At 68.2% G+C, this 19,788-nt stretch carries 20 protein-coding genes; 9 read left to right on the top strand and 11 right to left on the bottom strand.

The window, feature by feature from the left end:
- Positions 1-8: 8 nt before the first annotated feature.
- From ACWELJ_RS19085 to ACWELJ_RS19095, 3 genes are read left to right on the top strand one after another with little or no spacing between them, the layout of a single operon-like run.
- Positions 9-143: a LamB/YcsF family protein gene (locus ACWELJ_RS19085; RefSeq protein ID WP_452367496.1), complete on the top strand. Its 135-nt coding sequence runs from the start codon at positions 9-11 to the stop codon at positions 141-143.
- A gap of 16 nt (positions 144-159) precedes the next feature.
- On the top strand, positions 160-888 hold the full coding sequence (locus tag ACWELJ_RS19090) for a 5-oxoprolinase subunit B family protein (RefSeq protein WP_452367464.1): 729 nt from the start codon (positions 160-162) through the stop codon (positions 886-888).
- Positions 889-891: 3 nt separating this feature from the next.
- Positions 892-1,755 (top strand): 5-oxoprolinase subunit C family protein, encoded by an 864-nt coding sequence (locus ACWELJ_RS19095; RefSeq protein WP_452367465.1) that lies wholly within the window; start codon positions 892-894, stop codon positions 1,753-1,755.
- A 25-nt stretch (positions 1,756-1,780) separates the two neighbouring features.
- Here ACWELJ_RS19095 and ACWELJ_RS19100 read toward each other — a convergent pair whose 3' ends face one another.
- The 3 genes from ACWELJ_RS19100 to ACWELJ_RS19110 all read right to left on the bottom strand — a co-directional run bounded on the left by ACWELJ_RS19100 (position 1,781) and on the right by ACWELJ_RS19110 (position 5,329).
- The gene (locus ACWELJ_RS19100; RefSeq protein WP_452367466.1) at positions 1,781-3,427 is read right to left on the bottom strand and encodes a DUF4185 domain-containing protein; all 1,647 of its coding nucleotides are present in this window, start codon (positions 3,425-3,427) and stop codon (positions 1,781-1,783) included.
- Positions 3,428-3,506: 79 nt separating this feature from the next.
- Positions 3,507-4,862, bottom strand: coding sequence for an MFS transporter (locus ACWELJ_RS19105; RefSeq protein ID WP_452367467.1), 1,356 nt, complete (start codon positions 4,860-4,862; stop codon positions 3,507-3,509).
- A complete protein-coding gene (locus ACWELJ_RS19110; protein WP_452367468.1) occupies positions 4,859-5,329 on the bottom strand; it encodes an NUDIX hydrolase in 471 nt (156 codons plus the stop codon). Before ACWELJ_RS19110 ends, ACWELJ_RS19105 begins: the two co-directional genes overlap by 4 nt.
- A gap of 281 nt (positions 5,330-5,610) precedes the next feature.
- On the opposite strand from ACWELJ_RS19110, the gene ACWELJ_RS19115 reads away from it, so the two are divergent.
- A complete protein-coding gene (locus ACWELJ_RS19115; protein WP_452367469.1) occupies positions 5,611-6,384 on the top strand; it encodes a pirin family protein in 774 nt (257 codons plus the stop codon).
- 9 nt (positions 6,385-6,393) lie between these two features.
- Complete coding sequence (locus tag ACWELJ_RS19120) at positions 6,394-6,927, top strand: DUF4190 domain-containing protein (RefSeq protein ID WP_452367470.1); 534 nt, start codon at positions 6,394-6,396, stop codon at positions 6,925-6,927.
- Here the strand turns inward: ACWELJ_RS19120 and ACWELJ_RS19125 are convergent.
- Positions 6,905-7,417, bottom strand: a complete 513-nt coding sequence (locus ACWELJ_RS19125) for a hypothetical protein (protein ID WP_452367471.1) — start codon at positions 7,415-7,417, stop codon at positions 6,905-6,907. The two genes, ACWELJ_RS19120 and ACWELJ_RS19125, sit on opposite strands and share 23 nt — an antisense overlap.
- A gap of 90 nt (positions 7,418-7,507) precedes the next feature.
- Here ACWELJ_RS19125 and ACWELJ_RS19130 point away from each other — a divergent pair, with 90 nt between their 5' ends.
- From ACWELJ_RS19130 to ACWELJ_RS19140, 3 genes are all read left to right on the top strand, one after another.
- Positions 7,508-8,359 carry a Scr1 family TA system antitoxin-like transcriptional regulator gene (locus ACWELJ_RS19130; protein WP_452367472.1) on the top strand — a complete coding sequence of 284 codons (852 nt, stop codon included), beginning with the start codon at positions 7,508-7,510 and terminating at the stop codon, positions 8,357-8,359.
- A 31-nt stretch (positions 8,360-8,390) separates the two neighbouring features.
- Positions 8,391-8,771, top strand: coding sequence for a DUF397 domain-containing protein (locus ACWELJ_RS19135; RefSeq protein ID WP_452367473.1), 381 nt, complete (start codon positions 8,391-8,393; stop codon positions 8,769-8,771).
- An 87-nt stretch (positions 8,772-8,858) separates the two neighbouring features.
- Complete coding sequence (locus ACWELJ_RS19140; RefSeq protein WP_452367474.1) at positions 8,859-10,841, top strand: M13 family metallopeptidase; 1,983 nt, start codon at positions 8,859-8,861, stop codon at positions 10,839-10,841.
- Between the two features lie 68 nt (positions 10,842-10,909).
- Here ACWELJ_RS19140 and ACWELJ_RS19145 read toward each other — a convergent pair whose 3' ends face one another.
- The 6 genes from ACWELJ_RS19145 to ACWELJ_RS19170 form a co-directional block, all read right to left on the bottom strand.
- Positions 10,910-11,989 (bottom strand): ABC transporter ATP-binding protein, encoded by a 1,080-nt coding sequence (locus ACWELJ_RS19145; protein WP_452367475.1) that lies wholly within the window; start codon positions 11,987-11,989, stop codon positions 10,910-10,912.
- Between the two features lie 28 nt (positions 11,990-12,017).
- The gene (locus tag ACWELJ_RS19150) at positions 12,018-13,346 is read right to left on the bottom strand and encodes an ABC transporter substrate-binding protein (protein ID WP_452367476.1); all 1,329 of its coding nucleotides are present in this window, start codon (positions 13,344-13,346) and stop codon (positions 12,018-12,020) included.
- Positions 13,347-13,365: 19 nt separating this feature from the next.
- Entirely contained in the window at positions 13,366-14,157 is a 792-nt protein-coding gene (locus ACWELJ_RS19155; protein ID WP_452367497.1) for a carbohydrate ABC transporter permease, read from the bottom strand.
- Between the two features lie 68 nt (positions 14,158-14,225).
- The gene (locus ACWELJ_RS19160; protein ID WP_452367477.1) at positions 14,226-15,155 is read right to left on the bottom strand and encodes a carbohydrate ABC transporter permease; all 930 of its coding nucleotides are present in this window, start codon (positions 15,153-15,155) and stop codon (positions 14,226-14,228) included.
- A gap of 304 nt (positions 15,156-15,459) precedes the next feature.
- A complete protein-coding gene (locus ACWELJ_RS19165) occupies positions 15,460-16,365 on the bottom strand; it encodes a L,D-transpeptidase (protein ID WP_452367478.1) in 906 nt (301 codons plus the stop codon).
- Positions 16,366-16,660: 295 nt separating this feature from the next.
- Complete coding sequence (locus ACWELJ_RS19170) at positions 16,661-17,959, bottom strand: cytochrome P450 (protein WP_452367479.1); 1,299 nt, start codon at positions 17,957-17,959, stop codon at positions 16,661-16,663.
- Positions 17,960-18,081: 122 nt separating this feature from the next.
- Here ACWELJ_RS19170 and lppU point away from each other — a divergent pair, with 122 nt between their 5' ends.
- Positions 18,082-18,705 (top strand): LppU family putative lipoprotein, encoded by a 624-nt coding sequence (gene lppU, locus ACWELJ_RS19175; RefSeq protein WP_452367480.1) that lies wholly within the window; start codon positions 18,082-18,084, stop codon positions 18,703-18,705.
- An 81-nt stretch (positions 18,706-18,786) separates the two neighbouring features.
- Here the strand turns inward: lppU and ACWELJ_RS19180 are convergent, their stop codons facing one another.
- Positions 18,787-19,449: a serine protease gene (locus ACWELJ_RS19180; RefSeq protein WP_452367481.1), complete on the bottom strand. Its 663-nt coding sequence runs from the start codon at positions 19,447-19,449 to the stop codon at positions 18,787-18,789.
- Positions 19,450-19,788 lie beyond the last annotated feature (339 nt).

Genomic DNA, 19,788 nt, shown 5'->3' on the forward strand with positions numbered 1-19,788 from the left:
CGGCGGCCGTGGACGGCGGCACGGTGGCGGTGACGGCCGCCAGCATCTGCGTGCACGGCGACACTCCGGCCGCGGTGGAGATGGCCCGCCGGATCCGCGCGGCGCTCGACGAATCCGGCACGCCCGTGCGGGCTTTCACCTGATCGGGGATGGGGCGCCATGACCGATCCCGGGCAGATCGACGCCGCCGGCGAGGTGCGGGCGGCGGGTGACCGTGCGCTGCTGGTGATTCCGCCGCTGCGCGCCATGGTCGCGGAGCTGGTGTCGGCCTTGGAGCCGCGACCCCGCGGTGTGCTGGACGTCCTGCCGGCCGCCGAGACCGTCTTGGTGACCCTGGATTCGCCGCGGTGGCTGGTGCCGGTGCGAAAGCGGTTGCTGGCCCTGCTGAACCGGCTGGACGCGGCGGCGCGGGTCGGCGCCGGTGATCGGCGGTCACCGGGCGGGCCTGCCGCCGAGTGGAGTCCGGACGATGCCGCGGGCGCTCGTGAGCGGTCCGCCCGGCGCGAACCGGTCGTGATTCCGGTCCGCTACGACGGCGAGGATCTCGCCGAGGTCGCGCGTCTGCTGGGCCTGTCCGAGGCCGAGGTCGTCGCCCAGCACACCGGAACCGTATGGCATTGCGCCTTCGTGGGTTTCGCGCCCGGTTTCGGTTATCTGGAATCACCCGACGCTCGGCTGACCGTGCCGCGGCGCACCCAGTCGCGGACCGCGATCCCGGCGGGCGCGGTGGCCTTGGCGGGCGGCTATTCGGCCGTCTACCCGCGCCGCAGCCCGGGCGGATGGCAGTTGATCGGCACCACCGATTCATCGTTGTGGGATGTGGACCGGGATCCGCCCGCCCTCGTACGCGCGGGGACGCCGGTCCGGTTCGTCGACGCGGGGAGGTAAGCCATGAGCGCACTGCGGGTCGATCGGGTGGGGCCGCTGGCCACCATTCAGGATCTGGGCCGTCCGGGCTGGTTCGATTCGGGGGTGGGTGCGGCCGGGGCCGCGGATCGGGCCTCACTACGGCTGGCGAACCGACTGGTCGGCAATGCCGAGGGGGCGGCCGGCATCGAGGTGCTGCTGGGCGGCCTGGAGCTGCTGGCCCAGCGGCACGTCACGGTGGCGGTGACCGGCGCGCCGGCCCCCGTCACGGTCGACGAACGCCGGATGGGCACGGCCAGCGTGCTGGAAATCGAGGAGGGACAACGGCTTCGGCTCGGTCTCGCCGGTACCGGCTTGCGCAGCTATGTGGCGGTGCGCGGCGGGATCGAGGTCTCGCCGGTGCTGGGTTCCCGCAGCCGCGACACCCTCTCCGGCATCGGCCCCGAACCCCTGCGCCCGGGTGACCTGCTGCCGGTGGGCCCGCCGCCGCGCGCACTGCCGATCGTGGATGTCGCGCCCGTCCCGGCGCTGGGCAACGACCTGCTCACGGTGCGCGCGGTGCCCGGACCGCGCGCCGACTGGTTCACCGACGCCGCGGCGCTCTTCGCGGGCGAGTGGACGGTATCGCAGGACACCGACCGGATCGGCGCCCGGCTGGACCGGCGGCGCGGGCCCGCGTTGCGGCGCAGCGTCGCCGGTGAATTGCCCACGGAGGGTATGGCCTTGGGTTCGGTGCAGGTGCCGCCCAGCGGCCAGCCCGTGGTGTTCCTGGCGGATCACCCGATCACCGGCGGCTACCCGGTGATCGCGGTGGTGGTGGACGCCGACGTGGACGCGGTGGCCCAAGCCCGGCCGGGGCAGGCGCTGCGCTTCCGCCGCATCGAGTGACCGGGCCGCCCCGGATTCCGTTGCGTTACTTCAGCGTCGCGTGCATGAGATACACGTTGTAGCTGTTCCACGCCGACATGGTGAAGTACAGATCGTTTCCGCGCGACCACGGATGGATGAATCCGCCGTAGGTGGTGGGATATTCGCGGGTGTCGACCAGCGGCACCGGATCGGTCCACGTCCCTTGCGGTTCGGTGGCGGTGCGCAGCACCAGCGCTTGCCGGTCGAGGTCCAGGTAGAGCATCTGCCACCGTCGCGTCGACGCGTCGTACCGCACCGACACCTCCCCCGCGGTGCCGGAAACCACCGGCGTGGCGAACAATTCGTCGGGCCCGAACGCGGGCACCCAGGTGTTGTTGATCCAGTACTGGTACGCCGACTTGTTGAGCACCTGATCGCTGGGCACCCGGGCCAGCGCGATGGTGCCGAACCGGCCGTTGGGCGTGCCGAACATGTAGGCGTACCCGTCGTGCGGGGCCATCGCCATCACCTGGAAGCGTCCGAGGCCGAAAACGTTGTCCCAGCGCGCCCATTCGGATTTGGTCCAGGTGTCGCCGCCGTCGTCGGACCAGGCCAGCCCGCCCAGATTGGTCCACCACATGCCGGGCTTGAGCCGGCTCCACCGCGCCACCGACATGTAGGTCAGGTACTGCCGGCCGTGCAGCGCGAATCCGGAGGTGGGGATGGTGGTGATCTCGAAGTTGTCGACCTTGCGGCTGGCCAGGATCTCGGCCGCGTGGCAGCGGCTGTCCTGGGCGAAGGTGTCCAGGACCAGGCCCTTGGACAGGTCGCGCTCGGTGCTGAAGGCGATGGCGTTGCTGCGCCAGTCCTGGTCCCCGTTGCCCGCCCCGACCGGCTCCCAGCCCTTGCCGAAGGTGTCGCCGAACACGACGGCGATCCGTCCGGGCTCGGTCTCCCACATCAGGCCGAGGTCGGTGCCGTCCACCGACCAGCGCATATCGGTGCGATTGGTGGAGCCGTGCCCGGTCACCTGATTCACCAGCTCCAGCTCGTCGAGCGCGACCGGGGCGACGGGCGCGGCGACCGGCGCGGGCGCCAGGGGCTGCACCGCCGGTGCGGGCTGCGGCTGCGGTTCGGGGGGCTCGCCGCCGGGGACCGGGATCGGGATGGTCTCGGGGATCTGGTCGATCTGGAGCCGTGGCAACGGGATTCCGCCCGATCCGCTGCCGGCCTGTGGCGGGGGCGCGGATTCGGGTGCCGGCCCGGTGGCGGGCGGTTCGCCGGGAGCGTCCTCGCCGTCGTCGGTCGGCTCGGCCGGATCGGTCTCGGGCGGGAGGTTCTCGGGCCGGGGGCTCTGGTCGGTGCGAATGTCCGGGCAGGGGTTGGTGCACGGGTCCGCGGGCAGCGGCGCCGGGTCGATGCGGGTGTTGTCCTGCCGGGGTCCGGGCATCGGGACCGGCGTGAACGTCGGGACCGGGACCTGGATGTGGATGGTGGTGTCCACCGGCGGGGGTGGCGGCGGCGGGAGGTCCGGATTCGGTTCCCGGGCCAGCGGATCGAATCCCGTTTCCCCGCAGGCGTTCAGCGGCGGCGGGGCCCAGGGGGCCAGGGCGTGCGCGGTGGCGGGCACGCCGGGCAGCAGCATGACCCCGGCCATCGCCAGGCTGGAGAGTGCCAGTGCCGCAGGTGCTTCGGAGCGCCGCGCAGTCATTGAATCCACGGTATCGGGGCCGGCCGCATCCGCCAGAGCGCAGCCGCGTGTCGCCGCGACGGTGTGATCGAGCCGATACCTATGCCGCGGCCGGACCGATCCGGCGGTGGGAATTCGCGGCGATGGCGACGATCCCGCATCCGTAGACGGCGGCCGCGGCCACCACCACCGCCGGGGAGCGCCCGTCCGCCGGAATCAGCAGCGCGGTCCCGGCCAGCGCCAGCACGAAGGTGATGTTGAAGACCGTGTCCTGCAGCGCGAACACCTGCCCGCGGTGGGTGTCGTCGATCTCGATCTGCATGGCCGCGTCGCCGGTCAGCTTGATCACCTGCCCGGCCAGCCCGAGCAGGAAGGCCGCCGCGAGCAGCAGCAGTTCCGCCCGGCGCTCGGTCTCGCCGGTGGCGACGGTGATCGGCACGACCAGGGTCAGCTGCACGATGGTCGCGGCCACCAGGCAGCTCACCACCGTGCGTGCGCGGCCCAGCCGCGGAATCAGGAACGGGGCCACCACGGCCGCGGTCACCAGTCCCGCCCCGGTGGCGGTGATGGCCGCGCTGAACTTGGCGAGGTGGGTGCCGACCGCGGACTCGTCGCCGCGTCGCAGCGCCAGCACCATGAGCAGGGTGTCCGCGCCGAACACGACGCGGTGCGCGCCGATTCCGAGGAACGCGGTGGTCACGTCCCGCGACCCCCAGGCCGCGGTGGCGCCGCGCCGCAGTCCGGCGGCGATGGCCCGCACGGTGGCCAGGCCACCGGCGGTGGCGCCGGTGGGCCGGTCCCGGTCGGGACCCAGGGCCCGGGGCCGGAATCCGGCGACCACCAGCCCGCTCACGATCGAGCCCGAGGCGCTGGCGGCGGTCGCCACCGCCGAGGCGAAGTCACCGGCCCCGATCAGGCCGATGAGCGAGAACCCCAGGCCCGCGCCGAGAATCGCGCATCCGGAGGCCACCGTCGCCAGCACCGAGTTCATCGGGACCAGCCAGCGCTGGGCCAGCACCTTGGGCAGTGCCGCGGAGACGCCCGCGCCGACGAAGCGGCTCACCCCGACCACGGCCAGCGCGCCCAGCAGCAGCGGCGTGGCCCGGATCCCGGCCAGCAGCCCGCCCGCGATGGCCACGATGAGCACGGCTCGCAGCAGGTTGGCGTAGAGCAGCACCCGGCGCCGGTCCCAGCGGTCGAGCAGTGCGCCCGCGAACGGCCCGATGATCGAATACGGCAGCAGCAGGGCGGCGAAGCCGCCCGCGATGGCCAGCGGATCGGTCTGCCGTTCCGGATTGAACAGGATCGCGCCCGACAGCGCGGCCTGGAACATGCCGTCGCCGAACTGCCCGGCGAGCCGGACCAGGGTCAGACGCAGGGTGCCCGGGTTCTCGCGCAGCGCGGCCGTCACCGCGGCGAGCCGGGTGCGCGGCTCGGCGGGCGGGGGCGCGGTCACCGGGACGGGTGCGTGGTGACCAGGGCGAACACCGCGGCGCGCATATCGTCGGCCATCGGCAGGTTGTCGACGGTGTCGGAATCGATCCACTGGTAGCGGTCGTGCTCGAGGGGGTCGAGCCGGATCTCGCCGGGTTCGGCCTCGACCACGAAGCTGTATTTGCGGACCCGGGACTTGGTGCGGGTGGCGTAGTCGAAGCCGCCGAGCACATCGGTGATGTTCACGACCCGCAGTCCGGTCTCCTCGAACAGTTCGCGGGCCACGCACTCGGCGAAGGTCTCCCCCGACTCCACACCGCCGCCGGGCAGTTCCCACATGCCAGCGTGCGAGCCTGCCTCGACACGCCGTACGACCAGGAGTTTGCCATCTCTGAAGACGGCCACGCCCATCACGAAATGAGCGATCCCCTCGCTCTCGGCCTGCTGCCGGAGCTCGCGCTCGATGCCCGCGAGTACCTCGGGTCGCATCCCCCTGCTCTCCCTCCCGTTTCGCTTGCGGCACATCATGATACGGTCGCCGACCGAAACCCGCTGGTGGTCGGGACGGGATCCGGGCACGCGGCGACCGGGCGCCCGGACAATCGCCGGGCATTTGCCCGGGACGATTGCCGGAAGCGTAGTACCTGGTCGGCGGCAGGTGGGGCAGCGCTGCCCGCACGCTAGAATTTAACCCGGAATTCAAGTTGGGCCGCTGTATCGGCCCCTACCCTGGAATCCGATCGGTGCTCGCCGGTGAGAGGAGTACGGCGGTGTCCACCCTCACGACACCACACATCGATATCCATCGTGGCGGCGACCGCATGAAAACCCGTGTGGCGTGGCTGGATTCGAAGCATTCTTTCTCCTTCGGAGAACACTACGATCCCGACAACACCCATCACGGCCTGCTGCTGGTCAACAACGAGGACATCGTCCTGCCCGGCGAGGGGTTCGAGACCCATCCGCACCGGGACATGGAGATCGTCACCTGGGTGCTGAGCGGCAGCCTCGTGCACCAGGATTCCCTGGGCCACAACGGCGTCATCTATCCGGGCCTGGCCCAGCGAATGAGCGCCGGCACCGGCATCCTGCACTCGGAGAAGAACGACTCCTGGCGGCTCAGCAACGCCCCCGAACACCAGGAGCCGGTGCATTTCGTGCAGATGTGGGTGGTGCCCGACGACTCCGGGCTGACCCCCGGCTACCAGCAGCTGGAGATCGACGCCGAGCTCGCGAGCGGCGATCTGGTCACGGTGGCCTCGGGCCTGCCGCGCTACCGCGACCGCACGGCCATCGCCATCGCCAGCAGCCATTCCGCCATGCATGTGGCCCGGATGCCCGGTGAGGGCGCCGAGGTCCGCCTACCCGAGGCCCCCTACCTGCACGTTTTCGTCGCGCGCGGCGAGGTGGAGATGGAGGGCGTGGGGACCCTGTACGAGGGTGACGCGGTCCGGCTGGCGCGCAGCGGCGGCCAGCGGGTCACCGCGAACCTGCCGTCGGAGATCCTGGTGTGGGAGATGCACGCCCGTCTCGGCGGACAATAGCATCGGGCTATGAACCAGTACCCGCCGCCGGACCAGTACGGTCAGTACCCGCCGCCGCAGGGGCAGCCGGGCAACTACCCGCCGGGCGCGTACCCGCCGCCGGGTAACTATCCGCCGCCGGGCGGCGGGCAGTACTGGCAGGAGTCGCCGCAGCGCAAGGGCATGGCCATCACCGCCCTGGTGTTCGGCATCATCGGCCTGCTGACCTTCTGGACGGTCCTGTTCACCATCGTCGGCCTGATCTGCGGCCTGGTGGCCATCGTGCTGGGTCTGCTCGCGGTGCTGAAGGCGCGGCGCGGGGCGGCCGGCGGATTCGGGATGGCGCTGGCCGGCGCGATCATGGGTGTGATCAGCCTGATCGGCGGTGTGGTGGTCGGCGTGCTGGTGTGGACGGTGTTCAAGGACACCGGCGCCACCGACTTCGTGGCGTGCGTCCGCGACGCGAACGGTGATCAGGCCAAGATCGACCAGTGTCAGCGCGAGTTCGATCAGCGGCTGGAGGACAAGTTCAGCGTGACGCTCACACCGGTTCCGACGCGCTGATGCCGCCGGTGCTGGATCCGGCTGCCCCCGGGTGGCATTCGCGCACGGCGGCGAGCACGTCCGCCAGGTCCGGGCGAAAGTCGCCTTCCGGCGGGTGAATCCAGGTGCGGTAGGCGTTGTGCTCGTCGGTGGGTGAGGGCAGCACGATGGTGCTGCCGGGCTGCGCTACGGACGCGCAATCGCGGAACAGGTCCGAGAACAGCGCCATGTCGAGGTACGAGTCGTCGCTGGGCCCGGTGAGGAAGGTCCAACGGCCGGAGCGCGGATGGGCGATGACCGGACCGCGGCGCTGTCGCGCGGTGAGCTGGTCGCGGACCCGGCTGCCCAGCTCGGCGGGCATGGTCACGGCGCCGACGGCCCCGACCTCCAACATGATTCGGCCCAGTGTCGAGTCCACCACGCCGTACAGGCCGTGTTCCTTGCGGTAGCGCCTGCACCGGGCCAGCGCTTCCTGGGTGGCGGTATACGAGGACGGGTCCAGCGCGCTCATGGCGAACCTCCTGCTACCGACAGTAAGCCCGCGCAATCACTATGACAATAGTCACACGCCAGCGAGTTTCGCGGCGTAGCATCGGCGACCATGGCACCCGTCTCGCCTACCGTCGCCCGGTGGGAGCTGGTCCTGCGGCTGCGTGAATTACGTGAGCAGTGCGGCTTCGATTCGGCGACGTTCGCCAAGCGCGTCGGCTTCACCCCGGCCAACTGGTCGCATGTGGAGAAGGGCCGCCGCGTCCTCACCGCGACCACCATCGGCCCGGTGCTGGAGCTGCTCGAGGTGGAGGGCGAGGAGCGCGACGAACTGCTGGAGCTGCTGCGGCTCAGCAAGGAGCGCGGCTGGTGGGCCAAGTCCTCGGCCTTGATCGGGCCTGAGCTGCAACGGTATTACGGCATGGAGCTGGGCGCCGAGAGCATCCTCAGCTACGACAGCCTGGTGGTGCCGGGCCTGCTGCAGACCGAGGAATACGCGCGGGCGTTGATCAGCGCCGACGTCATGATCCGCCCGGTGCAGGTGGAACAGCTGGTGTCGGTGCGGCTGAAACGGCAGGAACGGCTGCGCGGCGCCGACCGGGTGGAACTCACCGCGGTGATCGGCGAGGCCACCCTGTTGCAGCAGATCGGCGGCCCGAAAGTATTGCGCGGCCAACTCGAACATCTGGCGACCCTGCTCGACGAACTGGATTCCATTTCGGTGCGGGTGATTCCGTTCACCGCGACCTGCGGCGCGATGCTGGGCGGTTCGAGTTTCCATCTGCTGGATTTCGCTTCCGAATATCTTCCCACCTTCACCTGGGTGGAGAGCGCGGTTTTCGGTGGGGCCGTGGAGGATCCGGAGCAGATTCGCGATCTGCGGTTCGCATTTGTGCGCGCACTCGACCAATCCCTCGGGCGCGCAGAATCTTTGGAGCTCATCAAACGCTATTCGCAAGGGTAGGAGACGCATGCGTAACGGTAAAATGCTGCCCATGCTTACCACCGCGAAGTATCAGCCGGAATCCAGCGGCTGGTTCACGTCGACTCGTACCAATAACGGAAATCAGTGCGTGGAGGTTCGATTCGACGGTGATGCGGTGCTCATCCGCGACAGCAAGTACCGGCGCGATCCGGAACATCGCCTTGACGACGAGCCCATCATCACCGTCACCGCGGCCGAATGGATGACATTCCTGGCCGCCGTGCTGGGCCGCCATATCCACCGCACCGCGCTCATCGCGGAGACCGGTGCGGACGGCCACACCTCACTCCGGCACGGACCGATCACCCTGGTGTACACCCCCGGCGAATGGCGCGCCTTCATCGACGGCGCCCGGGACGGGGAATTCGACCGGGTGCCGGTCGGCGCCTGAATCGGTGCGTTCACCGATCGTGAACGCAATGGGTGCGAAGTTCACACACCCCGGCCGGATGCCCTCGTAATCGGCATACTGGACACCGTGACTTCGCAGCTGACGCCTCCCTCCGGTATCGACCTGTCCTTCCGTGACGCGGACGTGCGGGTGCAGGACGACCTGTTCGCGCACGTCAACGGCAAATGGCTGGACACCTACGAAATACCGGCCGACCGCGCGGTCGACGGCGCCTTCCGCACGCTCTACGACCAGGCCGAACTGGATGTGCAGAAGATCATCCAGGACGCCTCGGCCGCGGACGCCGCGCCCGGTTCCGAAGAACGCAAGATCGGCGATCTGTACAACAGCTTCATGGCCGCCGAGGTCATCGAGGCCGCGGGTCTGACCCCGATCGCCGAGGAGTTGGCCGCGGTCGCCGCGGTCGCCGACCGCGCGGAGTTCGCCGCCCTCATCGGCCGGCTGCAGCGCACCGGCGTCGGCGGCGCGCTGGCCTTCTACGTCGATACCGACGACAAGAACTCCACCCGCTACCTGGTGCACGCCACCCAGTCCGGCATCGGCCTGCCCGACGAGTCGTACTACCACAAGGACGAGTACGCGGAGATCCGCGCGAAGTACATCGCCCACATGCGCCGCATGTTCGAGCTGGCGGGCCTGGACTACGACGCGCAGCGGGTCTTCGACCTGGAAGCCAAGCTGGCCGCGGGCCATTGGGACGTGGTGCGCCGTCGCGATGCCGAATTGAGCTACAACCTGGTGACTTTCGAGGCACTGGCCGCGGAGAACCCGGAATTCGACTGGACCGCATGGACTTCCGCGCTGGCCGCGGGCCTGGACCGCTCGGGCGCGGAGCTGTTCGCGGAACTGGTGGTGCGCCAGCCCGATTACGTGCGCACCTTCGCCCAGACCTGGGCGTCGGAGTCGCTGGCGGACTGGAAGGGCTGGGCCGCCTGGCGAGTGGTGAAGGCCCGCGCCCCGTACCTGACCGAGGCCCTGGTCGAGGAGAGCTTCGACTTCTACGGCCGCACCCTGACCGGCGCGCAGGAGAACCGCGAGCGCTGGAAGCGCGGCGTCTCCCTGGTGCAGGACCTGCTCGGCGAGGCGGTCGGCAAACTCTATGTGGCCCGGCACTTCCCGCCCGCGGCCAAGGCCCGCATGGTCGAGCTGGTGGAGAACCTGCAGGAGGCCTACCGCCGCAATATCTCCCAGTTGGAGTGGATGGGCCCGGACACCCGGCAGGCGGCGCTGGCCAAGCTGGAGAAGTTCACCCCCAAGATCGGCTACCCGGACGAGTGGCGCGACTATGCCGCCGTCACCGTGGATCCCGCCGATGTGGTGGGCAACTACCGCAGCGGGTACGCCGCCGAGCACGACCGGGATCTGAACAAGCTGGGCGGCCCGGTGGATCGCGGCGAATGGTTCATGACCCCGCAGACGGTGAACGCCTACTACAACCCGGGCATGAACGAGATCGTCTTCCCGGCCGCGATCCTGCAGCCCCCGTTCTTCGACATGAACGCCGACGACGCCGCCAACTACGGCGGTATCGGCGCGGTCATCGGCCACGAGATCGGTCACGGCTTCGACGATCAGGGTTCGAAGTACGACGGCGACGGCAACATGATCGACTGGTGGACCGAGTCGGACCGCACCGAATTCGGTAAGCGCACCAAGGCGTTGATCGCCCAGTACAACACCTTCTCGCCCAAGGACCTGTCCGCCGACCATACGGTCAATGGCGAGTTCACCATCGGCGAGAACATCGGCGACCTGGGTGGTCTCTCGATCGCCCTGGAGGCGTACAAGATCGCCACCGAGGGGCAGGACTCCCCCGTCCTCGACGAGCTGACCGGTCTGCAGCGGGTGTTCTTCGGCTGGGCGCAGGTCTGGCGCACCAAGGCTCGCGCCGAGGAGGCCATCCGCCGGCTGGCGGTGGATCCGCACTCCCCGCCGGAGTTCCGTTGCAATGGCGTCGTCCGCAATCTCGACAGCTTCCATGAAGCCTTCGAGGTCACCCCCGGCGACGCCCTGTACCTGGATCCGGCCGAGCGCGTGAAGATCTGGTGATCATTCACCTGTGACGATCTCGAGCCCCTGCCCTGCTGGGCGGGGGCTCGAGGCCAGGTAGTGCTGGATCAGCGCAGGCGCTCTTCGGTTTCCGCGTCGAAGAAGAACAGTTCGTCCGGTTTGGGCGTCAGGTACAGCCGGTCCCCGAGCGCGACCTGGAAGCGGCGGTCGACGCGCGCCACGACGCGCCCGGAGCGGCTGGACCATTCGTCGGCCACGCCGTGCGAGTAGACGAAGGATTCCGAGCCCAGCTCCTCGAGCAGCTCCACCTCGACCGCGAGCGCATCGCTCGCGTCGGTGGTGACCTCCCACGATTCGGGCCGGATGCCGACGATGACGCTCGCGCCGTCGACGCTGTGCGGCAGCGGGATTCGCAGGTCGTTGAGCACCGCGGCGCCCTCGCGCACGGGCGCGGTGAGCAGGTTCATGCCGGGTGATCCGATGAATCCGGCGACGAAGGTGTTGACCGGGTCGTCGTAGAGCTCGCGCGGCGCGGCCACCTGCTGCAGCCGCCCGTCCCGCATCACCGCCACCCGGTGCCCCATGGTCATGGCCTCGACCTGGTCGTGGGTGACGTAGACGGTGGTGGTGCCGAGCCGCTTCTGCAGGGCGGCGATCTGCGAGCGGGTCGAGACCCGCAGTTTCGCATCGAGATTGGACAGCGGTTCGTCCATGCAGAACACCTGCGGCCGCCGCACGATGGCCCGGCCCATGGCGACGCGCTGCCGCTGCCCGCCGGACAGTCGCGCGGGTTTGCGGTCCAGGAGCTCCTCGAGCTCCAGCATGGCCGCGGCCTCCTTGACCCGAACCAGGGTGTCGGCCTTGCTCATTCCGGCATTGCGCAGCGCGAATCCCATATTGTCGGCCACGGTCATGTTCGGATAGAGCGCGTAGCTCTGGAACACCATGGCCACGTCGCGCGAGCGCGGCGGCAGGCCGGTGACATCGATTCCGCCGATGCGCAGCCGCCCGGCGGTCACCGCTTCGAGACCCGCCAGCATGCGCAGACTGGTGGACTTGCCGCAGCCCGAAGGCCCGACCAGCACCAGGAATTCGCCGTCGGCGATCTCCAGGTTCAGGTCGTCGACCGCGGGGCCGGGCGCACCCGGATAGGTGAGGGAAACACCCTCGAACTGCACAGTCGCCATGGCGGGCGGGTCTCCTCGCTAGTTCTGCTCACTTGGGCAGCTTGGGCGTGATCTGCCGGTCGATGATGGTCTGCAGCTGGTTGGTGATGTCACCGAAAGCGCCCGCCACATCCCGGTTCTGCAGGCCGATCTGCTCGAGCCCGGTGCCGATGATCTGGTCGCCGCCGGGCACGAACACGCGCGCGTAGTTCTGCGGCTTGGTCAGCGGCAGCTGATCGATGGCGGTCTTGAAGTTCGGGTTCTTGGACAGGAAGTCCGCCATGCTCGGATCCTGCTGCGCCGACTTGCGCACCGGGATGTAGCCGGTGGCCTGCGAGAAGTAGGAGGTGTTGGCCGCGTTGGTGATGAAGTCGATGAACTTCAGCGCGTTCTCCTTGCGGGCGTCGCTGATGCGCGACGGAATCGCCAGGCCCGCACCGCCGGTGGTGGCGCCGGCCCCGTTCGGGTGCGGCAGGAAGCCGGTGCCGAATTCGGTCTTGCCCGCGGAGTTGGTCTTGATGCTCTTGAGGTCGCCGGTGGAGCCGATGGCGGAGGCGATGATGCCGTTGCCGAAGTCGACCGCGTAGGTGGGCCGGATGCTGGCGTACTTCTTGGTGTTGATGGAGTCGCGCAGGTACTGGCCGGCCTTGACGGTGGCCGGGTCGGTGAACTTCAGCTTCCACTCGTCGGAGTAGGCGCCGCCGAAGGTCCAGCAGGGGCCCTGGAAGGTCCAGGCCAGGTAGTTCTTCGCGTCACCCCAGCCGTGCGCCCACTTGTCGCCGCCGAGCACGCCCTGGATCTTGGGGCCCCACTCGTCGAATTCGTCCCAGCTGTTCGGGGTGCGGTCGGGCAGTCCGGCCTTCGCCCAGACGTCCTTGTTGTAGTAGAAGATCTGCGTCGAGCGCGAGTAGGGCAGCGCCCAGGTCTTGCCGTTGAACTTGTAGTCGCCGATGAAGGTGTCGACGTAGTCGGACACGTTCACTCCGGCGCTGGCGAAGTGGCTGTCCAGCGGTTCGATGGTCCCGTTGAGCGCGTAGTTGAACCACCACACGTCGGACAGGATGACCACGTCGGGCAGTTCGCCGCCGGAGAGCGCGGCATTGAACTTGGTCGCGACCTCCTCGTAGTTCTTGCCCGCGTCGACCAGGTTGACCTTCAGGTCCGGGTACTTGGCCTGGAACCGGTTGATCAGCTCGGTTTCCTGGTCCTTGGAGGTGCCGGGGTGGTTGGACCAGAAGGTGATGGTCTTCGAGTCACCGCCCTGGGTGCCGCCGCCACCGGACCCGGCGCACGCGGTCAGGGCCACCGCACCCGCGGCCGCGCCGGCCAGGCCGAGGAAGCCGCGGCGCGAGAGCGCGGGAAATCGTGAATCGGACACGTGAATCTCCTTCTGGGACTCAACCCTTGACCGCACCGGAGGTGAGGCCCTTGATCATCTGGCGCTGGAGCACCAGGAAGACGATGAGGATGGGGAGCATGGTCAGGATGACCCCGGCCATGACGGGTCCCCAGTTGGTGACGCTGGGGTTCTCGGTGTTCTGCAGCAGGGTCAGGCCGACCGGCAGGGTGGCGACCCGCGCGTCGTCGGCCATCAGGAACGGCCACAGGTATTCGTTCCACTCGTTCACCAGCGTGACCACCGCGAACGCCACCATGGTGGGCCCGGACATGGGCAGCACCACCCGGGTCAGCAGCCGCCACCAGCCCGCGCCGTCCATCCGGGCCGCCTCGATGACCTCCGACGGCAGCGACAGGAAGTGGTTGCGCATGAGGAAGGTGCCGAAGGCGACGCCGCAGAGCGGAACGATGATGCCCTGGAAGGTGTTCCGCCAGCCCAGCTGCGCGATGAGCGCGTAGTTGGAGATGATGGTGATCTGGTTGGGCACCATGAGCGCCGCGATGATCACCAGGAACACGATGTTCTTGCCCGGGAAGCGCAGGAACACCAGCCCGTAGGCGCTGAGCACGCCGAGCACGAACTTCACCGCGGACACGATGCTGGTCACGATGAGGGAGTTGCGCAGGAACTGCCAGAACGGCAGCGTGGTGGTGGCGTCGTGATAGTTGGAGCCCAGCCACTGTTTCGGCCAGTAGCTGACCGGCTGGGAGTAGACCTCCGCGTGCGCCATGAACGAGCGCGTGAGGATGTAGTACAGCGGGACGCCGATGATGATCAGCACGCACGCCATGGCGGCGTAGCCGAAGACCTTGGCCCAGAACTCCTGGTCGTGGAATGCGCGCAGTAGGTTCAGCCGCTTCACTTCTCGTCCCCTCGGTCCATGACGCGCACCTGGATCAATGTCACGATCAGCAGCACCAGGAACATGATGGTGGCGACCGCCGCGCCGTAGCCCGCCCGCTGATTGACCCAGGATTCGCGATAGACCTGGTAGATCATGGTGGTGGTGCCGGTGCCGATGGGCCCGCCGCGAGTCATCACATTGATGAGGTCGAAGACCTGCAACGAGTTGAGCAGCACCGTGATCGACAGGAAGTAGGTCGTCGGCCGCAACTGCGGCAGCAACACCCGCGTGAAGGTGGTCCAGCGGCTCGCGCCGTCGATCTCGGCGGCCTCCATGAGGTCCGTCCGAACCCCTTGCAGCGCCGCCAGATAGATGACGAAGCTGTAGCCCAGGTTCTTCCAGATGTAGGTGACCGTGATCATGAACAGCGCCCAGTGCGGGTCCTGCGCGAAATCGGGGGAATGGATTCCCATCCGCTGCAGCAGGTCCGGGATCAGGCCGAAGCCGGGATCGAAGATGAACTGGAAGCCCACGCCGATGGCCGCGCCGGAGATGACGTACGGCGCGAAGATGGCGGATCGAACCACATTGCGCCCGAACAGCTTGCGGTCCAGCAGCAGCGCCAGGGCCAGGCCCAGGATCATGCTGCCCAGGACCGCGGCGATGGTGAACACCACGGTATTCCCGACGATCTGCCAGGAGTCGTCGCGCTTGAACCATTCGGTGTAGTTGTCGAATCCGACCCAGTTCAGGGTGGTCGCGGAGATGTTCCAGTCGGTGAACGACAGCCGCACGTTGTCGATCAGCGGCCGATAGACGAACAGCCCCAACAGGATCAGGTTGGGCGCGACCAGGACGGTGAAGAGCGCGTAGTCCCGCCATGGTCGGTTTCGCCACCCACGCCCCGGGGGCGTCGGCAGTACTCGTTCGGGCCAGCTTCGCACCCGGGCAGCCTTGCGGCCTTTGGCAACTGTCTGGTTAATTCCGGATGGTAGCTCGCTGAACTGTCGGTCGGCATCCGCCACCGACTGTTCACCGGTCACACCACCGAGGGGCGCGGACATGCGCCGAATCGTACGACCGCCCAAGATGTTTCGAGGCCAAAACAATATGAACGAGCGGACAACTCTGGTGACGCTCGGGAACAATCCCGTGAAACCCCGGAGCGATGGGTTACCCCCCACCCACTCCCTGCAACGGCGAATGCCCCGCCCATCAGGGCGGGGCATTCGAGATCACGAGTGAGCGCTAGTTCCAATCGCCCCAGCCGTCGCCCGTGTTCAGGGTGCCGCCGGCGGTGTTCTGCACGATGACCGGGTCGCCCTTCTGCACGTTCTCCTGGAACCACTTGGCGTCCTCGGTGGAGACGTTCAGGCAGCCGTGCGAGGCGTTGGAGACGCCCTGCTGCGCCACGCTCCACGGGGCGGCGTGCACGAAGATGCCGCTGTTGGACATGCGGGTCGCGTACTCGACCTCGAGCTTGTAGCCCTCGGGCGCGGTGGTCGGCACGCCGTAGGTGGACGAGTCCATGATCATCTTGCGGTTCTTCTCGCTGACGATGTAGGTCCCGTTCGGGGTCTCGTGACCCTTCTTGCCCATCGAGGTCGGCATGGTCTTCACGACCTCGCCGTTGCGGGTCACGGTGATCATGTGGGTGGTGTCGTCGGCGGTGGTGATGAACTCGTCGCCGATCGAGTAGGCCACGTCGGTGCCGCCGGCCTGCACGGTCACCTTGGAGCCGGCGGGCCAGAAGTTCTCGGGCCGCCAGCGGACCTGCTTGTCGCCCATCCAGTAGAAGTGGCCGTTCACCTTGTTGGTGGAGGTGATGCGGATCGACTTCTCGGCGGCGGCGTGGTCGCCGACCGGGTCCTTGAAGTTGATGATGATGGGCATGGCCACGCCGACCACGTCACCGTCGCCGGGGCTGACGTTCGGGGCCGCGAAGTTGGCGGGCGGAATCGGCGCCTTGGCGTTCGGGTCGGTCGGCAGCGAGCCCGGCTCGGGCTGCGGCATGACCGCGGAGGGGGTGCCCGGGATGTCCGGGCCGCCCGGCCATAGCGGAGTCGCTGAGGCGGGTGCTGCCACCACTGCTCCGGTTGCCGCGATGGCGGCAAGGGCGATCAGTCCCGTCTTCCGATACCGGGTATGGCGCACAGCTTGGTCCTCTCAGATCTTTGTTCCAAACGCAGAACGCGGGCGCAGTTCACCCGCAGTAGTCCCAACCCCGCGTTCATTACTACAGCGATCTGCCGAGTGCGCCAACCGCCTTCTGCGAGTTATACGTACCGACCGTTAAGTGTGTGGTTGCTCACAACACCGTGGGTTGGTTACTCGCCGAGCGTGTATGCGCCGATGGGGGCGGCGATTCACCGAAAGTGACACCGGTACGGCCGCTTTCGGAGTGATCGCTTCCCAAAACCTACTTGTGATCGAAATCACCGACGTCGCTTCACGACTCGGTGATGTCGAAGGTGATGGCGCGCCGCGGCCCGACGGTGATCGTGTGCGGTACCGATATCGGCGCGCCCCCGCGCGCGAACCGTGGCGACAGCCGCATCCGAACCCCGCTGAGCACGGTTGCCAGCACGATGCGCAGCTCGTAATCGGCCAGGGTGGCGCCGATGCACCGGCGGTGCCCGCCCCCGAACGGCGCGTACTCGAACGGGCCGTATTTGCGCTCGAGAAACCGTTCGGGCCGGAAACGTCGTGGTTCCGGCCATACCGCCGGATCGGTGTGCAGCAGGTGCACCGATACGCCCATGGTGTCCCCCGCCACCAATGGCGTCCCCAAGAGTGTGAAATCACCGGTGAGCCTGCGCAATACGATCGGCACCGGCGGATGCAGCCGCAGCGTCTCCTGACAGACCGCGTCCAGACAGGGCAGCTTCATCAGCTCGTCCGGACCGGGATCGCTTCCGGCAGCGGCCAATTCGCCGCGCAGCCGGGCCAGGGTGGCCGGTTCCCGGTGCAGCCGGTACAGCGCCCATACCAGTGCGGTGGCGGTGGTCTCGTGCCCGGCCACCAGCAGCGTGCGCAATTGCTCGCGCAGATCGGTGTCGGTGATGGCGGTGCCGTCCTCGTAGCGCGTATCCAGCAGCAGCGCCAGCAGATCCGTGCCGCCGCCCCCGTCCGCGCGCCGCCGTGCCACCTCGGCGTCGATGAGTTCGTCGAGCCGGTCACGCGCCGCGCTGAACCGCTCCCAGCCGGTCAGCCCGAACATGGTGCGCCGCAGGGCCGGCGCCAGGAACAGCGTGCTGCCGAAGGATTCCAGGAAGGCGGTGGTGGCGGCGGTGTACTCGGCGCGCCGGGCGGGTTCGTCGATGCCGAACACCGCCGCCAGGATCACCCGCAGCGTGAGCGCCCGGGCCGCCGCGCGCGCATCGACGCGGGTGCCCGGCCGCCACGGCGTCCCGGTGCGTTCGCCGTTCAGCTCGGCGCGGGTGGCCTCGCGAATGGCGTTGCCGTAGGCGTTGATTCGATTGCGGTGGAAGGCGGGTGCGAGCAGGGCGCGCTCGCGCCGGTGCCGTCCGGCGCGGGCCAGGATGAGCGAGGCCGCGCCGACCATCGGCTCGATGGGATTGGGCAGCGGCGGTTCCAGCAGCTCCATGGGCGCCCGGAATATCTCCCGCGCGCCCGCGGCGGTGCCGGTGAACAGCACCGAACCGAGCGTGGGCATGCGCACCCGGAAGGGATCGCCGTCGCGGGCGCGCCGCCAGGTGAGGTACCGCTCCAGGATGTCGGTGCTCATGGCTTCCTATACGGGTGCCCGGATGAAATGGTTCGCGGCCTTGATTCGATCTTCTGGGTGCCCGTGGTGTACTCATGGGCGCACAACTCAAACCTGTTTGTTTCGAAATATAGGACTCGCCCGTGTTGCGTCAGCAGCTTTCCGCCCGGATCGTCGTGCCCGCGATCTCCGCCGTCGCCGCCCTGCTGCTCGCCGGCTGCGGGAGTACCGTCACCGGCCATCCGACGGCCGCCCCCGGCGATATCGTGCTCCCGACCAAGACCCCGGGGAACACGCCCACCAAGCCCGGTAAGCCCGGTGCGCCCACCACCACTCCGCGCGCCGACCGCGGCGGCAAGACCGACTTCCACGCCTCGATCGGCGATTGCGTGAAGCTGGGCGGCACCACGGAGAACGCCACCATCGACAAGGCGGTGTGCGGCAGCCAGGACTCCAACTACAAGGTGACCGGCAAGGCCCCGCAGAACGCCCAGTGCGGCAAGGACTCCGACCAGGTCTACTACGAGACCCTCAATGGTTCCGAGACCGGCGCGCTGTGCCTGACCATCGACTGGGTGGTGGGTGACTGCATGGAGGTCGGCGGCGACACCGCGCACCGCATCCCCTGCACCACCAAGACCGCCAACGAGGGTGTGAAGGTGGTGTCGATCGTGCAGCACAGCACCAGCGTCGACGACTGCCCCGACGGCGACCAGGGCTACGTCTACGACGATCGCAACTTCGTCGTCTGCGTCAACACGCTCTAGGACCGGTACGGCGGAAAGCGGCGGTGATTGTCGAATCACCGCCGCTTTCCGCATCTTTCGCCTCGGATGACCGAGCGCGGGTCAGATCGGCCGGTAGCCCGCGCCGACGCCGCCGCGTCCGTTGACGTCGTCCATGATCGCGCTCATATTGGTGCCGACCTCCGGGCCGAAGCAGGCCACCGCCAGGTAGGCGTTGACCATGCCGACCAGGGTGGTGCCGACGACGACCGGCGCGCCGGAATCGCCCTCGACGACGCACATCTGGCTCCAGGTCTCGACATTGGTGTCGAAGACGTCGCCCCAGGCGATGCCGCAGGTGTTGCCGGTGGTCCGGCCCTCCTTGCAGACGATGGCCGGGAAGCTGGCCGGGCCGCCCATACCGGTGATGGTGACCCCGCCGATCCGGTTGACCGGGATGACCCGGTTCGGATCGAACTGGATGACGGCGTAGTCCAGATCGTGGTTGGAGTAGGCGAACGTCCCGATCTGCCCTGCGGCCCGGTCCTTTTCGGCCCAGACCTTGGAGCCCGCGTCGCCGCAGTGCCCGGCGGTGAGGCCGACCAGGCGACCGCCACCGTCGTAACCGATGGTGGTGACGGTGCATTCGTATTGATCGTCGATGATGATCCCGGAGCCGCCGCCGATGACGGCGCCTCCGTCTGCGTGAGCGGCTCCGGCGCCGGTGAGCACGGTGCCGATCGCGACGGCGAAGACGCCGGTCGCCCCGGCCAGTTTGTTGATCATGTCCCTCCAGGTGTCGGAAGCCGCACGAATCGCAACCTGCGGTTACACATCCTGTCAGTATTCGGGCCCGGTTGGCGGTTGTACTGCCTTGTGTGTCCGAGCCGTGTCCTGCTGGGCTTCGCGGCACTTACCTAGTTGGATGGGGATATCGGAACAATGCGCAATGGCTATCGAATTCCGATAAATTTGGTCCTGCAAATTGTTACCCGGTGGGTGTTCACATCTTCCGGAAGTTAGTCGGAAACTAGAACAAGTTCTAGATCTCTGCCAGGTTCTTTTGCACGAAAACCAACCCTGATGTGGCTGTTCACAGCCATAGCGAGAATGTGATCCGGCTCT

The sequence above is a fragment of the Nocardia sp. NPDC004582 genome (assembly GCF_053602115.1).

Coding starts and splice junctions, on each gene's coding strand:
- ACWELJ_RS19090 (WP_452367464.1), top strand. CDS start 160: ATGACCGATCCCGGGCAGATCGACGCCGCCGGCGAGGTGCGGGCGGCG.
- ACWELJ_RS19095 (WP_452367465.1), top strand. CDS start 892: ATGAGCGCACTGCGGGTCGATCGGGTGGGGCCGCTGGCCACCATTCAG.
- ACWELJ_RS19100 (WP_452367466.1), bottom strand. CDS start 3,427: ATGACTGCGCGGCGCTCCGAAGCACCTGCGGCACTGGCACTCTCCAGC.
- ACWELJ_RS19110 (WP_452367468.1), bottom strand. CDS start 5,329: ATGCGACCCGAGGTACTCGCGGGCATCGAGCGCGAGCTCCGGCAGCAG.
- ACWELJ_RS19120 (WP_452367470.1), top strand. CDS start 6,394: ATGAACCAGTACCCGCCGCCGGACCAGTACGGTCAGTACCCGCCGCCG.
- ACWELJ_RS19125 (WP_452367471.1), bottom strand. CDS start 7,417: ATGAGCGCGCTGGACCCGTCCTCGTATACCGCCACCCAGGAAGCGCTG.
- ACWELJ_RS19130 (WP_452367472.1), top strand. CDS start 7,508: ATGGCACCCGTCTCGCCTACCGTCGCCCGGTGGGAGCTGGTCCTGCGG.
- ACWELJ_RS19135 (WP_452367473.1), top strand. CDS start 8,391: ATGCTTACCACCGCGAAGTATCAGCCGGAATCCAGCGGCTGGTTCACG.
- ACWELJ_RS19145 (WP_452367475.1), bottom strand. CDS start 11,989: ATGGCGACTGTGCAGTTCGAGGGTGTTTCCCTCACCTATCCGGGTGCG.
- ACWELJ_RS19155 (WP_452367497.1), bottom strand. CDS start 14,157: ATGGCGTGCGTGCTGATCATCATCGGCGTCCCGCTGTACTACATCCTC.
- ACWELJ_RS19170 (WP_452367479.1), bottom strand. CDS start 17,959: ATGAGCACCGACATCCTGGAGCGGTACCTCACCTGGCGGCGCGCCCGC.
- ACWELJ_RS19180 (WP_452367481.1), bottom strand. CDS start 19,449: ATGATCAACAAACTGGCCGGGGCGACCGGCGTCTTCGCCGTCGCGATC.